The 14,661-nt window shown below is 40.4% G+C and carries 18 protein-coding genes; 11 read left to right on the forward strand and 7 right to left on the reverse strand.

The features are described from left to right. The first annotated feature begins 93 nt into the window (after nucleotides 1-93). The 6 genes from CEF17_RS01620 (at nucleotide 94) to CEF17_RS01645 (ending at nucleotide 6,505) form a co-directional block, all read left to right on the forward strand. Nucleotides 94-975, forward strand: a complete 882-nt coding sequence (locus tag CEF17_RS01620) for a DNA-3-methyladenine glycosylase family protein (RefSeq protein WP_100398024.1) — start codon at nucleotides 94-96, stop codon at nucleotides 973-975. Continuing rightward, nucleotides 968-2,374: a 23S rRNA (uracil(1939)-C(5))-methyltransferase RlmD gene (gene rlmD, locus CEF17_RS01625; RefSeq protein ID WP_100398025.1), complete on the forward strand. Its 1,407-nt coding sequence runs from the start codon at nucleotides 968-970 to the stop codon at nucleotides 2,372-2,374. Before CEF17_RS01620 ends, rlmD begins: the two co-directional genes overlap by 8 nt. After that, a complete protein-coding gene (locus CEF17_RS01630; RefSeq protein WP_100398026.1) occupies nucleotides 2,371-3,090 on the forward strand; it encodes an ATPase in 720 nt (239 codons plus the stop codon). Before rlmD ends, CEF17_RS01630 begins: the two co-directional genes overlap by 4 nt. A gap of 151 nt (nucleotides 3,091-3,241) precedes the next feature. Next, nucleotides 3,242-4,495 carry a PucR family transcriptional regulator gene (locus CEF17_RS01635; protein WP_100398027.1) on the forward strand — a complete coding sequence of 418 codons (1,254 nt, stop codon included), beginning with the start codon at nucleotides 3,242-3,244 and terminating at the stop codon, nucleotides 4,493-4,495. 108 nt (nucleotides 4,496-4,603) lie between these two features. Further along, entirely contained in the window at nucleotides 4,604-5,725 is a 1,122-nt protein-coding gene (gene ald / locus CEF17_RS01640) for an alanine dehydrogenase (RefSeq protein WP_100398028.1), read from the forward strand. 153 nt (nucleotides 5,726-5,878) lie between these two features. After that, on the forward strand, nucleotides 5,879-6,505 hold the full coding sequence (locus CEF17_RS01645; RefSeq protein WP_100398029.1) for a hypothetical protein: 627 nt from the start codon (nucleotides 5,879-5,881) through the stop codon (nucleotides 6,503-6,505). Between the two features lie 7 nt (nucleotides 6,506-6,512). On the opposite strand, the gene CEF17_RS01650 is transcribed toward CEF17_RS01645, so the two are convergent. The 4 genes from CEF17_RS01650 to ectA all read right to left on the reverse strand — a co-directional run bounded on the left by CEF17_RS01650 (nucleotide 6,513) and on the right by ectA (nucleotide 9,243). Then, nucleotides 6,513-6,725: a PLDc N-terminal domain-containing protein gene (locus tag CEF17_RS01650; RefSeq protein ID WP_054636773.1), complete on the reverse strand. Its 213-nt coding sequence runs from the start codon at nucleotides 6,723-6,725 to the stop codon at nucleotides 6,513-6,515. 132 nt (nucleotides 6,726-6,857) lie between these two features. Next, on the reverse strand, nucleotides 6,858-7,262 hold the full coding sequence (locus tag CEF17_RS01655) for an ectoine synthase (RefSeq protein WP_054636774.1): 405 nt from the start codon (nucleotides 7,260-7,262) through the stop codon (nucleotides 6,858-6,860). Between the two features lie 104 nt (nucleotides 7,263-7,366). Then, a complete protein-coding gene (gene ectB, locus CEF17_RS01660; RefSeq protein WP_100398030.1) occupies nucleotides 7,367-8,650 on the reverse strand; it encodes a diaminobutyrate--2-oxoglutarate transaminase in 1,284 nt (427 codons plus the stop codon). 71 nt (nucleotides 8,651-8,721) lie between these two features. Next, nucleotides 8,722-9,243 carry a diaminobutyrate acetyltransferase gene (ectA, locus tag CEF17_RS01665; protein WP_100398031.1) on the reverse strand — a complete coding sequence of 174 codons (522 nt, stop codon included), beginning with the start codon at nucleotides 9,241-9,243 and terminating at the stop codon, nucleotides 8,722-8,724. 441 nt (nucleotides 9,244-9,684) lie between these two features. Between ectA and CEF17_RS19795 the strand changes: the two genes are divergently transcribed. Both CEF17_RS19795 and CEF17_RS01670 read left to right on the forward strand, forming a co-directional pair. Then, nucleotides 9,685-9,822 carry a hypothetical protein gene (locus CEF17_RS19795; RefSeq protein ID WP_157842891.1) on the forward strand — a complete coding sequence of 46 codons (138 nt, stop codon included), beginning with the start codon at nucleotides 9,685-9,687 and terminating at the stop codon, nucleotides 9,820-9,822. A gap of 288 nt (nucleotides 9,823-10,110) precedes the next feature. Beyond that, nucleotides 10,111-11,517, forward strand: coding sequence for a Glu/Leu/Phe/Val family dehydrogenase (locus tag CEF17_RS01670; protein ID WP_100398032.1), 1,407 nt, complete (start codon nucleotides 10,111-10,113; stop codon nucleotides 11,515-11,517). A gap of 96 nt (nucleotides 11,518-11,613) precedes the next feature. Here CEF17_RS01670 and CEF17_RS01675 read toward each other — a convergent pair whose 3' ends face one another. Continuing rightward, on the reverse strand, nucleotides 11,614-12,519 hold the full coding sequence (locus CEF17_RS01675; protein WP_100398033.1) for a TIGR01777 family oxidoreductase: 906 nt from the start codon (nucleotides 12,517-12,519) through the stop codon (nucleotides 11,614-11,616). 178 nt (nucleotides 12,520-12,697) lie between these two features. On the opposite strand from CEF17_RS01675, the gene recX reads away from it, so the two are divergent. Together recX and CEF17_RS01685 are read left to right on the forward strand one after the other, a co-directional pair. Beyond that, on the forward strand, nucleotides 12,698-13,510 hold the full coding sequence (gene recX / locus CEF17_RS01680) for a recombination regulator RecX (protein WP_157842892.1): 813 nt from the start codon (nucleotides 12,698-12,700) through the stop codon (nucleotides 13,508-13,510). Between the two features lie 34 nt (nucleotides 13,511-13,544). Next, a complete protein-coding gene (locus tag CEF17_RS01685; protein WP_100398035.1) occupies nucleotides 13,545-13,859 on the forward strand; it encodes a YfhH family protein in 315 nt (104 codons plus the stop codon). A 51-nt stretch (nucleotides 13,860-13,910) separates the two neighbouring features. Here the strand turns inward: CEF17_RS01685 and CEF17_RS01690 are convergent, their stop codons facing one another. Both CEF17_RS01690 and sspK read right to left on the reverse strand, forming a co-directional pair. Next, the gene (locus CEF17_RS01690) at nucleotides 13,911-14,060 is read right to left on the reverse strand and encodes a YpzG family protein (RefSeq protein ID WP_083465470.1); all 150 of its coding nucleotides are present in this window, start codon (nucleotides 14,058-14,060) and stop codon (nucleotides 13,911-13,913) included. Between the two features lie 16 nt (nucleotides 14,061-14,076). Further along, nucleotides 14,077-14,229, reverse strand: coding sequence for a small, acid-soluble spore protein K (gene sspK / locus CEF17_RS01695; protein ID WP_083465471.1), 153 nt, complete (start codon nucleotides 14,227-14,229; stop codon nucleotides 14,077-14,079). Nucleotides 14,230-14,385: 156 nt separating this feature from the next. Here sspK and CEF17_RS01700 point away from each other — a divergent pair, with 156 nt between their 5' ends. Continuing rightward, nucleotides 14,386-14,652: a YfhJ family protein gene (locus CEF17_RS01700; protein WP_198508856.1), complete on the forward strand. Its 267-nt coding sequence runs from the start codon at nucleotides 14,386-14,388 to the stop codon at nucleotides 14,650-14,652. The last annotated feature ends 9 nt before the right edge of the window (nucleotides 14,653-14,661 follow it).

Below are 14,661 nucleotides of genomic sequence, written 5' to 3' on the forward strand. Positions count from 1 at the left end.
GCCGTAACTGTTCTAGAAAGTTTAGGAAGTGGAAGAAAACATGGTAAGATAAGTTGTTATAGAATTCCCTTTTCTGGAAAGAGAGGAGAAACCATGTGGAAAGAAGAAATCATGCTTCCTGCTCCTATTAGTGTACCTGTAATGCTTAAACGGCTGCACATAGATCCTGTCCATTCAGTTGATGAAGACAAAAGAACAGTAAGGGTCCCCATAGAAAAAAATCATGCTAAAGAGAGTCTTCTCGTTCAATTTGTCAGCGATCACAAAGTTGCTGTTAAAGGGAGCCAGATAGAAAAAGAAGTTGCGCTGCCATATCTTAACGATATATTTTTATGGCATAGGGATGCTGGGGAAATATCAGCTTTTCTGAAATCAACAACGCTTGCTCCAATTATAGATCGCTTCAAAGGTGTCCCACTTGTGTGTGATTTTGATTTATATGGCTGTTTAATGAAAACCATTATTCACCAGCAATTAAATATGACATTTGCCTATCAGCTTTCATCCCGATTTGTTTTCCAGTTCGGTGAGAAAGTGAATGGGGCCTGGTTTTATCCTTCTCCGGAGATGATTGCAGAACTAGAAACAGAGGACTTAACATGCCTCCAGTTTAGCAGAAGAAAAGCAGAGTATGTAATTGATACCTCACGGTTAATAGCGGATGGAAAGCTTGACTTAGAAGGTTTGCGCGCAAAAGAAGATAACGAGATCATTAGTATATTAACCGCCATTCGGGGAGTAGGGACCTGGACAGCTGAGTGCTTTCTCCTTTTCGGTTTAGGCAGAGCGGACCATCTCCCTGCTGCAGACATCGGAATTCAAAATGCGATAAAAAAATTGCTGGAGCTTCCTAAAAAGCCATCCAAAGAAGAAGTGATTGAATGGAGTACAGCATGGTCTCCATATAAAAGCTACGCGGCATTATACCTGTGGTTAAGCATTGAAAATGAAAGTAGAGTGAAAATCAATGAATAAACAAAAATCAGCCTCTCAAATCAGCATTAAAAAAGGCCAGCGTTTTCCACTTACTATAAAACGGTTAGGGATAAACGGAGAGGGTGTCGGTTTTTTTAAAAGACAAGTAGTATTTGTTGAAGGAGCACTGCCTGGTGAAGAGGTAGTATGCGAAGTGAAAAAAGTACACCGTAATCACGCAGAAGCGGTTGTCCGTTCAATCCGCAAGCCCTCTCCACACCGAACGGACGCACCCTGTCCTGTTTTCGAAAAATGTGGGGGATGCCAAGTACAGCACCTTACCTATGAAAGGCAGTTAACAGAGAAGAAGGACCTTGTTGTTCAAGCATTCGAAAAATATAATAAAGGACTGGACATCAAGGTGAAAGATACGTTGGGCATGGATGACCCCTGGCATTACCGAAATAAAAGCCAATGGCAGCTGGGCACTGAAAAGGGCGAGGTTATTGCAGGACTATACGCTATGGATTCCCATCGTTTGATCGATTTAACAAAGCCTGGATGCATGGTACAGCATCCTGTGTTAAATAAAGTCAGCATTGAAATAACACGTATCTTCAGAGACTTTAACATACCAATTTACAATGAGAAAAAGAAAACCGGCGTGGTACGTACTATCGTTGTTCGCACAGGTTTTTCAAGCGGTGAGGTGCAAGTAACGCTTATTACAGCAAAGGCTGAGCTTCCTAGAGAAAAAATTATAATAAATGAGATAAATAGAAGGCTCCCAGAAGTGAATTCTGTATACCAAAATATCCAGCCAACCTCTTCTTCAGCCGTTTTTGGAAAAAAAACTATCCACTTATGGGGGAAAGAAACACTGCTTGAAGAGCTTCAAGGAAAGTCGTTTCATTTATCACCGCAAGCTTTTTTTCAGCTTAATCCTATTCAGGCAGCTGTTCTTTATGATGAAGCAAAAAAGGCAGCACATTTAACAGGGAAAGAAAAAGTAGTAGATGCTTATTGCGGGACAGGAACGATTGGACTTTGGATGGCTGATCATGCCAAAGAGGTTCGAGGCATGGATACAATCAAGGCAAGTGTAGAGGATGCAAACCAAAATGCAGCTGATCATGGATACAGTCATGCAAGTTTTGAAACAGGAAAAGCAGAAGAAGTTCTTCCCCGGTGGGTAAAAGAGGGATGGGGACCGGATGTGATCATAGTGGACCCGCCGAGAAGCGGATGTGATCAGGCTCTCCTTCATACAATAAAGAAAACCTCTCCCAGCAGATTCGTATATGTTTCCTGCAACCCTTCTACTTTGGCCAAGGATTCATCCTTTCTTTTGAGAAACGGCTATGACATTGAATATGTACAGCCGGTTGATATGTTTCCTCAAACAGCCCAGGTAGAGGCAGTCGTAAGCTTTGTGAAAAAGCAGAGGGGTTCTAAATGAGAGATGTGGCTTATTACCCTTTAAGCGAGGACAAAGAACTGGTCATAGCAGCTGATTGCAGCGGAGGAGTTGGTGAGAAAGCATCTGATGAGGTAGAGGCGTCTTATGAACTCGTAGGGAAGTACAGCGCCAGAGTAGCAGTTATGGAAGCGTTAAGTGTCGGAGCTTCTCTAACAGGGATCTCTCTTCAGAATTTTTGCGGGCAAGAGGAATGGCCGAGGCTGGTAAAGGGCGTACAAGAAGTTTTGACTGAGGCAGGGTATCCTCACCTTCCTCTAACAGGAAGTACTGAGAGCAACATGAATATGGTTCAGTCTGCCTTTGGCGTTACCGCAATCGGTACCGTTTCACCTGAAGCAAAGAAGACAGAAAAAACTCCCAAAAATGCCGGCTTTGCCGTCGTAGGTACACCACTATGGGGGGACAGCGTGTTAGCGCAAAAGGATAAAGTTCTTCCTCTTTCTCTTTTTCGTTCTCTAGTCGACCACCCTGGGGTTTATGAAATAATACCTGTAGGTTCAAAGGGAATTCAATTTGAACTAGACATCTTATGTCAAATGAACTCTTTGAAGCCTTTATCAGTTTCTGACAGCCCATTTGACCAGTTTTCGTCAGCAGGCCCCGCTACCTGTGTAATAATATCCTTTGCCTTGAAGATGAAAGAAGAGTTAAAGCAAATGTGCAGTCCCTATATTACATTTTTTAGTACACGATAAACTTGGCAGCAGTTGATAAATAAACCCTGCTGCTTTTTTGTTAGGGGGAAGCAGAGTGAAGGTACAGGCAATATAATAACAATGATAAAATATATTAAAAAGCAGGTGGCCGCTACATTGGTAGAATGTGTAAAAGGAAGGGGCGATAGGGATGAATTCATTAAATAAAGCGAACCCTTTTCAAAGAAAGTTTGATAACTTAGAACAGTTTGCTGATTTTTTGAGTGAGATTATTCACTGTCCGGTAACAATAGAGGATGCAAATCATCGTCTGCTTGCGTACAGCTCCCATGATAATAAAACAGACGCTGCACGTGTAGCTACCATCATTGGCAGAAGAGTTCCGGAGAAAGTGATTAACAGACTTTGGAAAGATGGAGTCATCCCTGCGTTAAATAAGCAGGATGAGCCGGTTATAATACCTGAAATCGACGATATTGGATTGGGAGACAGAGTAGCTGTGGCCATACGCAAAGGGTCAGAAGTCCTTGGATACATTTGGATTGTGGAAGCAGCACACAAGGTGAATCAGGTCGATCGTAACTTGATTACTTTGGCCGCTGAAAAAGCTAAGAAACTCCTACTTCATGTGAGCAGGCAAAAAGTAAAACGGGAAAAGGATTACCAAGAACTCTTTTGGGAACTCCTTACTGGAAATATTCATTCTCATGATGAAGCAGTTGACAGGCTCAGCAGCATAACCCCCAGTATACCTCCATGTTTTTCGGTGATGGCTTTTCAAATACAAGGAAAGCTGGATGACTCTATACATAAAAAAATTACGTATTTAATAAATACTCAGCAGCAAGTAAAGGTACTGCTCCACACACTAGATGACCGCTTGCTCCTTCTTTTGGCATCGACTTCTGAGGAAAGCAATTCCCTCTCTTCAATAAATAACTTTGCCTTACTATTTTTAGAGCAGCTCAAAGAACGATTTAGGATAGAGAACGTGAGAGCTGCCTGTAGTTCCATACAAGAAGGAGACTTGACGAAAACCGCTTTTGCCTATCAGGAAGCTCTTTCCGCATTAAGTATAAAACAGCAATTTCCAGAAGAAACTAATGATATAGTTTTTTACCACGATTTAGGGGTATTTAGGTATTTAAATGGTCTTTTAGAACAAAGAATAGATGAAAACCATACGCATCCCGGTTTAAGAAAACTGAGGGAATATGATTCTAAAAACAATACTGAACTCTACGATACGTTAGAAAAGTATTTAAATAGAGATGGAAATATAAATGAGGCAGCCAAGGACCTTCATGTTCACGTGAATACCTTAAACTATAGGGTGAAACGAATTTGTGAGATAGCCCAAATTGATGTGAAAAATCCTCATTATAAGCTTTCTTTATATCTGGAAATCAAACTTGAGAAACTGGACGCAAAGCATAACTTGTGAAATTCCACAAATCACTGCTGGTCATTTGTTTTTCTTCCACGAAGCTTTCATTATGATTGCTGATTTATAATGAAAATACCTTATAAAAGAGCGCAGGAGGGAAAAAACATGAAAATTGGAATCCCGACAGAAGTGAAAAATAATGAGAATCGTGTAGCCATCACTCCAGCTGGCGTCCTTTCCTTAACAAAAGCAGGACATGAAGTGATTGTGGAAAGTAATGCTGGAGTAGGAAGCGGATTTGAAGATGAAGCCTATAGAGAAGCCGGGGCCAAAATTTTTCCTAGTGCGAAAGAAGTGTGGAACTCGGCTGAAATGGTAATGAAAGTAAAAGAGCCACTGGAAAGTGAATATGAATACTTTCGGGAAGGGTTAATTTTATTTACGTATCTTCATTTGGCTGCCGAGCCTGAGCTGGCTAAGGCTTTGACTGAGAAAGGTGTAACAGCGCTTGCGTATGAAACAGTAGAAGTTAATGGGGCTCTTCCTTTGTTGACACCAATGAGCGAGGTAGCAGGCAGAATGGCTTCTCAGATTGGTGCACAGTTCCTTGAAAAACCGAAGGAAGGGAAAGGAATTCTCCTCTCAGGGGTTCCAGGGGTTAAGCGCGGAAAAGTAACAATTATAGGAGGCGGCGTAGTTGGGACCAATGCTGCAAAAATAGCTATTGGACTCGGCGCAGATGTCACTATTATTGATTTAAGCCCAGACAGGCTAAGACAGTTAGATGATATCTTTGGGAGTGAGATAAATACTCTCATGTCAAACCCGATGAATATATCTGAAGCCGTAAAAGAGTCAGACCTTGTGATAGGGGCTGTTCTTATACCGGGCGCAAGAGCTCCTAAGCTTGTCACAGAAGAAATGATCGAAGGGATGTCACCTGGTTCGGTAGTAGTTGATGTAGCGGTTGACCAAGGCGGTATTATTGCTACGGCTGATAGGATTACCACTCACGACCAGCCGACGTATATTAAGCATGATGTCGTTCACTATGCAGTTGCGAACATGCCAGGCGCAGTCCCTCGGACATCAACGATTGCTTTAACAAATGTGACGATCCCATTTGCTCTGCAAATTGCAAATAAGGGTGTGAAAACAGCCCTTAGCGAAAACATGGCATTACAAAAGGGGTTAAACGCTGCGGGGGGGAAAGTTACCTATGAAGCTGTAGCAAGAGATCTCGGTTACGATTATGTATCGGTCCAAAAAGTATTAGAATCCATTTAAATATCACAAACCGCTGTCTTTCTGCAGCGGTTTTTATTTGCCTGAAAAACGTAAAAAAGCCGTCACTAAGCAAACACTATGGTTTAGAAAAGAAATAGTGTAAACTGTAATATGGTGAAGAGAAACTTATACAGAAAGGAGGAGCGGACAGTTATGGCTATGATCGCCCTATCCATATTTTTTGTAGCTGGTGTGTTGTCAGTTATTTCGACTTTTTTACTCCTGATCACATGGCGACAGCAGAAAGAAAACGGCTACAAACAGGCTAAAGTTACAGGAGCAGCCATAATAGTTACTGTTTGCTCATTCCTGTTTTTTCTAGCAGTAGGAGAGCCGGCAGGGAGTGATTTAGAAACAGCGGATCGTCCAACATTTGCGACAGCAGAGGAAGAGGCTGAATGGATCATCCATACTGTGGCAGGGGAAAGAAGCTCTTTTTATGATGAAGTGATAAGAGAGCTCTGTATAGAAGACGGCACCTTGGAGACAAGCTTAAATGCAAGTGATAACATTACTACAAATTTAATCCAAACAGGTATTCTTACTGATTCAGCTAAATTATTCAATGAACTTTTAAAAGGTGATGAAATCAGAGAAGTAAACATGCATTGGTATTTTCCCATAGAAGAAGATGCTGTTGAAGAAGATTTCGAGCAGGTCTATCACATTATCATGGATGAAGAAACAGCAGCTTCAGTAAACTGGGAAGAATTTGAAGTAGAAGATTTCGAGGACATAGCTGATTATTTCTGGGAACATGAAATTTTCAGGTCTGAGTAGGACGGCATTATGCATTTCGTATAAGCAGATAAACGAGAAGGCCAATGACAGGGAAGAAAAGCGTTCCTATTAGAACAAGCAAAGCATATTCCTTGCTGTTTCCTTTCCGGACAGCATCACGATATGCCCATACGCTTGTTAAAATATTAAGTAAAAAAACGCCGACAGTAAAAAACAAGAATACTAGAAAGACAGCACTGAAAGCACCTATAATTTCCATAGTAAGTGTTCTCCTTTTTTATATCATTGAAACTTTATTATCTATATTATTCTATAGGAAGATCACTGTATAGAGTTTCGCATAAAAAAGCTTCCACATTTTATAAATGTGAAAGCTTTTTTATTTGGTTTATTAATCTGCGTAATCTACAGTATCAATATCAGCAGGGTATACACCATTTTCGTCGTGTACTTCTCTGCCGCTGATTGGTGGATTGAACACGCAAACCATTCTCATGTCCTGCTCGGCACGAAGAAGGTGCTCATCGTGCTTGTCAAGAACATATACACTGCCTGCTTCTATTGGCCAGATCTTATTATCAGCTAATGTTTCCACTTCACCTTTTCCTTCAATACAATAAACAGTTTCAAGGTGATTTTTATAGTGGATATGAGTTTCTGTACCAGCACGAATAATTGTATCATGCACAGAATAACCCATATTGTCTTTCTTTAAAACAAGGCGGCGGCTAACCCAGTTCCCGTTATCAACCTCTTGTTCTGTCCCAATGATGTCTTCAAGTTTCACAACTTTCATAGTAGTAATCCTCCATATCAGTATGTTGTAGTATTTTATAAAGAAAAGAGGTGTCCCAATTGGTGTCGGTCACCATTAGTTTGGGACACCCCAAAGGATATTATTTAGGAAGTAACTAATTCTTTTGCTTCAAGAACTTGTGTTACTGATTTCTCAATAATGGAAAGTCCTTTCTCTAATCCCTCGTCATCAATAGTAATAGGAGGGAAGAGCTTAAATACTTCATCGTCTGGACCTGCTGTTTCCATAATTAAGCCATTTTCAAAACATTTTCCGGCAATTTCATCAGCTAAGCCTTCGACTTCTGAAGAAATACCTTGCATGAAGCCGCGGCCTCGCAGGCTTCCTTTAAGTTCAGGAAACTTTTTTAATAAATCTTCAAGAAAACTAGTGATTTTTTTAGATTTTTCTTGTACACTCTTCTCAAGAGCGTCGTCTGTCCAATAATTTAATGCTTCAGTAGCAGTGATAAATGCATGGTTATTTCCACGGAATGTACCATTATGTTCCCCAGGAGCAAAGGTGTCGTACTTAGGAGCGATCAATGTAAGTGCTAATGGAGAACCGTATCCGCCAATTGATTTAGAAAGACAAACGATATCTGGTTTAATACCAGCCGGTTCAAAGCTAAAGAATGTGCCAGTACGACCCACACCAGCTTGAACGTCATCAACGATAAGCAGGATTCCACGGTCACGACAGATTTTTTCAATGCCTTTTAGCCATTCCATACGGGCAGCATTCAATCCGCCCTCACCTTGAACTGTTTCAAGAATAAAGGCAGCTGGAGTATCGACTCCGCTTCCGTTATTGTCAAGGAAACGCTCAATGTATTCAAGGTCACTTGAAGTATCTTTATCAAGGAAGTTATCAAATGGCATAGTAACGGTATTTGTCAGTGGCATACCGGCCCCTTTACGTTTAAATGCGTTCCCCGTTACGGCTAGAGCACCAATTGTCATACCATGAAAGCCATTTGTAAAGCTTACAACGTTTGTTCTTCCAGTTACTTTACGGGCAAGTTTCAGGGCACTTTCTACTGTGTTTGTTCCAGTCGGTCCTGGGAACATCACTTTGTAGTCAAGGTTTCGTGGTTTTAAAATAACTTCATGAAACTTTTCAAGAAATTCGCCTTTAGCTTTAGTTGCTTTATCTAGAGAGTGGGTAATCCCATCTTCAGTTATATAATCAATAAGCTTTTGCTTCATTTTTTCATCATTGTGACCATAGTTCAAAGCACCGGCGCCTGCAAAGAAGTCGATATATTCCTTACCATCGAGATCCCAGATCTTATGGCCTTTTGCTTTATGAAAAACGGTAGGGAAGCCCCGGACATAACTCCGAACTTCTGATTCATGTTGGTCAAATACCTTTAAGTCGTTTTGCATGCTTTAAATAGCTCCTCCTTAAGTAACAATCCTTTTTAATTTTAAAATTAATAAACTACGCTTTTAAATTATTATTTTTTAAATGGTCCAATTCGGAAAGTAAGTTCAGCTTCATGCCCTTCACCAGGGAAGAGATCTTCAGCAAAACACTCAGACACAGTGCACTCAGTATCATGTGAACGTGCAAGTTTGCGGAATAGTGCCTGGGATGCTTCATTTGAAGGGGTAACTGTAGCCTCCAAATAATGTACATCTTTACAAGCTTCTCTTTCCATTAGGTTGTTTAATATTCTGGAAGCAAGACCTTTCCCGCGTTGGGATGGATCCACTCCAATTTGCCACACGAAAACAGTGTCCTGTTTTTCCGGCGGAATGAACGCAGTGACAAATCCGACGACTTTCTCATCTTCTTTAACTACAATACATGTCTCCGCAAAAAACTCGCACATCATTATATATTTGTAAGATGAATTCAAATCCAAGGTTGAGTTTTTTACTAGCTCATACATAGCTGCGCCATCTTCAACTGCTGGCTTCTCGAACGTTAAAGTGTCGACTGATTGCGCCTTTGTTGCCGTAGTGTCAGGGTTCATGCTTACATCACCTTCATTTTTTTTAGTAAGGGTCTTAATAACCTATTCCTCCCCATTTCCAAACTTAAACCACATTTTAAATAAATTTCTGCTCTCCTGAAGTTGTTACCAGATGATCATAAGATTATCATACGGTGCGCCTGTATAAAGATCAAATGTGCTTTTTACTGATTAATTCCAGTTAATAGTTCTTAATAAGGATAGTCTCCACTAACGAACGCCCCACTTACAGAATGCTTCCAAATAGTGACGAATGCAAAGGATTTGAAAAAAACAGTGAAAACTAAATAGACTAAAAAGTCTGATAAACTGCTTAATGACAAGGTTTTTGTAAGGTGAAGAAAAAAAGAGGCAGGAAGAGAAAAAAGGGTGATTTAATTTTAGGAATATTCCGTAACAGTACCCGGGCGCCGATAGGTGCTTTTTTTTTGCCTAAGGGGAATGCTGATTTTTTTTAGTCAGTTGATTGACGTGCTGGAGAATCACCCGAAGCAAAGGGAAAACAGCAGGGAAGCTCCAAAGGAAGCTCCAAAGGAAGCTCCAAAGGAAGCTCCAAAGGAAGCTGAGGACAGGCAATGACATAGAAGACCTCGTAAATGCGAACAAAAGTGAAGAATGAATGGATGGCGCGCCAGCACCTTCAGGTGATACCGATCACCTTTTAAAGGAAATCAAACAACAAAAGATAATTAGTCTTTTCATTTGTAAAACGTGAAGAAACGATAGCATAGCCGTAGAAAAGCAAGGCATTAAATTCAATTAAAAAGCAGGATTTACTAAATAATATGCCTAAACGTTAAGGAAGCAGGGAACAGGCAGAATAGATCCTATAATAAAAAGACTATGGAACTGATAAAGGAGGCTACTATGGGCAGTAAGCATACAAAACAATTGATAGCAGAAGTTTTTCAAGAGCTGGTTAAAGACAACACGTTCCTGCCTGATGAACAAAAAGAACGGACAAAAATCCTTCAATCCTCAGAGGAAATTCTAAAAACAACTGATAAGATTATTAAAAGCTATATCCGAGTATCCACTGAACGAAATGGTATTAAAAGAATTCCAGCATATAGAATTCAACATAATAACATCAGTGGTGTCTATAAGGGCGGGATTAGATTTAGTGAAGATGTTAGTGAAGAAGAAGTGGAGAATCTGGCAATATTAATGAGTATTAAAAATGCGCTTCACGAGCTCCCTTTTGGAGGGGCGAAGGGCGGAGTTCACATTAACCCTAAAGACTTCACGGACAGGGAACTCAATTTAATCAGTAAAAAGTATGTTCAAAGGTTTTCACCTGATTTAGGTCCAACCCATGATGTACCGGCTCCTGACCTAGGAACAGATGCACGTATCATAGATTGGATGGTAGGGGAATACAAAACGATTAACCCTGGAAAGTCCTACCTTGGTTCTTTCACTGGAAAAAGCAAGGAAAACGGAGGAGCAGAAGGCAGGAGAGAGTCAACAGGTGTGGGGACTTTTCTGAGCTATTATTACTTGCTGGATGAATGGTATCCGGCCGAAGATAATCGACAGGAAAAAGGGGAAGTATTAACGAGAGGTGCTCAGTGGAAGACATTGCAGAAGTTATATGAAAAACACAAGAATGCGGATCCCATTGAAGTAAGTGTACAAGGCTTTGGAAATGTAGGCGGGGTGGCAGCATTAGAAGCATATAATCAAAGAGATATGAAGCATATTGTAACTGCTGTCTCTGATCAGCATGTCATGCTGGAAAACAAACACGGCCTAAATATTGATAAGCTCATTGAATATGTAAAAAAGCACAAAGAGCTTCCTCAAAAAGAAAAAGAATTGAAAGACTTAAAAGTTGAAGCCGCTATTCATCCTCCAGAAGACATTTTACAATATGAAACAAATGTATTAGTTTTTGCGGCGATAGGCAATCAGATTACAAAGGAAAATATGAAGAAAGTGAAAGCGGATGTACTCGTCGAAGGGGCAAATGCTCCAGTAACAGCGGAAGCTGATTATTTTCTTCAGGATAAAGGAGTCATAATTATCCCGGATATCCTGGCTAATGCGGGCGGGGTTCTTGTGTCTTACCTTGAATGGAAGCAAAGCCAAATTACAGAAGTGTTTACGAAGGAAGAGATACTGGCAGAGATGGCCGGACAAATGAAACAAACCTTCAAAAAAGTGTATGACACATATTTCACCTCAGAGCAAAATACAATGCGTTTTGCCTGTTATATGCTTGCTGTACAAAGAATGACTTTACTTTTATACAGGCATGGAAAACTATTTTAAGATGATTAAAATTGATTCTTCTAATAGAGCCCCCTCCGTTCTTGGTACCGGAGGGGGCTCTAATGTGAGAATGAGGGGATCTATATTTAGATTCAGTTATTTTCCTACTATATCCTCAAGGGCAGGGCGAAGTTCAGGGTACGAAAAGGAATAGCCCCAGGCTTCAGCTTGCTTTGGGAGTACCTTTTGCCCTTCTAAAATCAAGACACTCATTTCTCCTAATGCAGTCTTTAAGGCAAAAGCAGGAGCCGGGGCCCAGTGGGGCCGGTTCATTACTTTGCCAAGCTCTTTTCCGAAATCTTTCATGCGATAAGGATGGGGGGCTGTCACGTTCATAGGACCTGACGCATGATTGTTTTCAAGAGCAAACTCAATCATGTTAATTACATCCTTTACGTGTATCCAGGAGAACCATTGTTTTCCTGAACCAACGGGACCACCGGCAAAAAGTTTATAGGGAAGCATCATCCGAGGAAGAGCTCCTTCTTCTGTTGATAGAATAATCCCGAATCGAGCTCTGACGGTTCTAACTCCTAAATTCTCTGCTTTTATTGCTTCTTGTTCCCAGCGGTCACATACTTTCTGTAAAAAATTTTGCTCTGCAGGACCATTCTCTTCTGTGAAAACCTCCGTTTTTGAGGTGCCATAATAGCCAACGGCTGATGCATTTATCAAGACAGAAGGCGTTGGATCCAGGGCATTCATTATACGGTAAGTTTCCTGAGTAGCCTCAATTCTGCTTTGAAGAATCTTTCTTTTAGCAGAGGGCGTCCACCTTTGGTTGATCGAAGCACCGGCTAAGTTTATAAATGCGTCTATATTTTGAAGTTCTTTTTCAGGATGAGCATTTTCCGTCAGCCATTCAACATGCTCAAGCCGATCTTTATTCTGTCTGCCTTCACTATTTCTTGTTAAAATATATACATAATGCCCTTTACTCAATAAATGCTCTGTTAATAATGATCCTAAAAAACCAGTACCGCCAGTAATGGCTATATTCACATCTATCGCTCCTTTCTAGCTTTTGAAGGGTGGAAGCTTATTATAGTTTTTGTTACATGATTACTCATGTTCCTAATAGATAAAAACGAAACCAAAAGTAGTGTTATTCCGCTTTACCCTGTAAGAGAGGGAAATAATCACGCCTTGAATGGCAAATAAATAAATTATGGTGAACCCTATGAAAATAACTAAGATAACTGTACAGAAAAAAAGAAAAGATAGATATAACATTTTTCTCGATCGAGGGAATGGGGAAGAATATGCCTTTAGTGTAGATGAAGGGGTTCTAATAGAATGGCAGCTAAAAAAAGGGATGTTTCTTACTCAGGAGCAGGAAGAAGAAATTAAAGCTAGTGATTTTAAAAAGGACGCTTTAAATAAGGGACTTCAGTACTTAGCACATGGAATGAAGACAGAGTACCAGATTAAAGACTATTTATTTCAAAAGGAATTTCCAGAAGATGCAATTAATGATGCTGTAGAAAAAATCAGGTCGTTTGGATACATTAATGATAAAGAGTTTGCGGATGCCTTTGTAAGAACTAAAATGAACACCTCCGACAAAGGCCCGGCAATCATTAAAGAGGAATTGAAAAATAAAGGGGTTCAGCTTTCTGTAGCCGATCTAGCTCTTCAGCAGTATAGCGAGGATAAACAGCTGGCTCAGGCTATACGTATTATTGAAAAGAAGGGAAAAAGAAAGAAAAATGAATCTGCTTCTTTATTGAAAAAAAGACTGACAGAGGGACTTCTTCGCAAAGGCTACTCTCTGTCTATCATCGACACAGCTTTGAAAGAAGCTGACCTGAGCCACAATGAGGAAGATGAATGGCTGGCATTATGCAGCCAGGGTGAAAAGGTAAGGAGGAAGCTGAATAAAAAGTATGAAGGCAGTACTTTTCGGGTGAAGCTGAAGGAAAACTTATATCGAAAGGGATTTTCTCTTTCTTTAATTGACCAGTATATAAAGAATACGGAAGAAGAGAAATAGTAGTCTAACTATTACCAGACAGGGTGGGACAAATATGGAACGACGATTCAGTGAAATGAGCGAACATGAGATTAGACAAGAGATTGCAAATTTAAATGAAAAAGCAAAAAAGGCAGAACAAATGGGGATGGTCAGTGAGTTTGCAGTGTATGAAAGAAAGAAGGTTATGGCAGAGGCCTATTTATTAAATCCACAGGACTATAAGCCTGAAGAAAGCTACAATATCAAAGGTGAAGGCGGTGTTTTTGTCATCTCATATATGAATGGAGTCTTTGCCTGGGGATACAGAGATGGCAATGACGAGTTGGAAGCGCTGCCTATCTCTTTATTAAAAACAGCTAACAAATAGTCTTGAGATTGGAAAGAAGAAGAGAAGCGGATCACTTCTCTTCTTCTGCAGTTAAGCTCTCTTCCGAGCCTGTATTTCTAATACTTTGTTATGAAGACTTTGTTCAGTTTCTCCATTAACCTGGTTAAAAGCGTGCTTTGGATTTGACCGTGGAGATTGAAATGGGCTTTGATAATGAGTCTGCATGTTTTTATGCTTCATTCTCACTGGCTCCTTTCTAGCGGTCTCGATCCTGGTTGCTTTTAAACATTCTTTCTTGTGGGTGGTCTTTAATTGTGCCGTCAGCTCTCTTGGAGGAATACTCCGGTTTTGCTCTTGGTTCTCCGTCTAAGGATATCCGCGGCGGGAAACCTTTTTCTTTATTTCTCATGAAAAAGCACTCCTTCCGGAAAGCAAAGCCGCCCCTTTATTAACAATGAAAGAGACGAGGCCGGAAACTGAATGAAATGTCAGTCCAGCTCTTTACTATTTTGTGTTAAAGAAGCGTCAATATGCTGAGATAAAAGTGGTAAAGGAGGAAAGGATTATGAAGGAGACATATGAACGATTAACAAATTATTTGCTTGAAAAAAACGATAATATTTCTTCTGCACAGGCAAGAACATGGGTGGAACACTTGTGGGAGGATTTTGAAACGACTAGAGCAAGAGCGGGTCGGAAATACCAGGGAAAAGAAATGACAGAGCAGATTGTTATGAAATGGCTTGAGCAATACGGAGCCTATCTTCATAAATACGAAGCGACAAATCAGAAATTTAATCATTTAACAGAAGATGATCATCTAAAACACTAAAAGGGTTCC

This window comes from Bacillus sp. FJAT-44742, from assembly GCF_002797315.1.
Lineage (GTDB): Bacteria > Bacillota > Bacilli > Bacillales > Marinococcaceae > Thalassorhabdus > Thalassorhabdus alkalitolerans.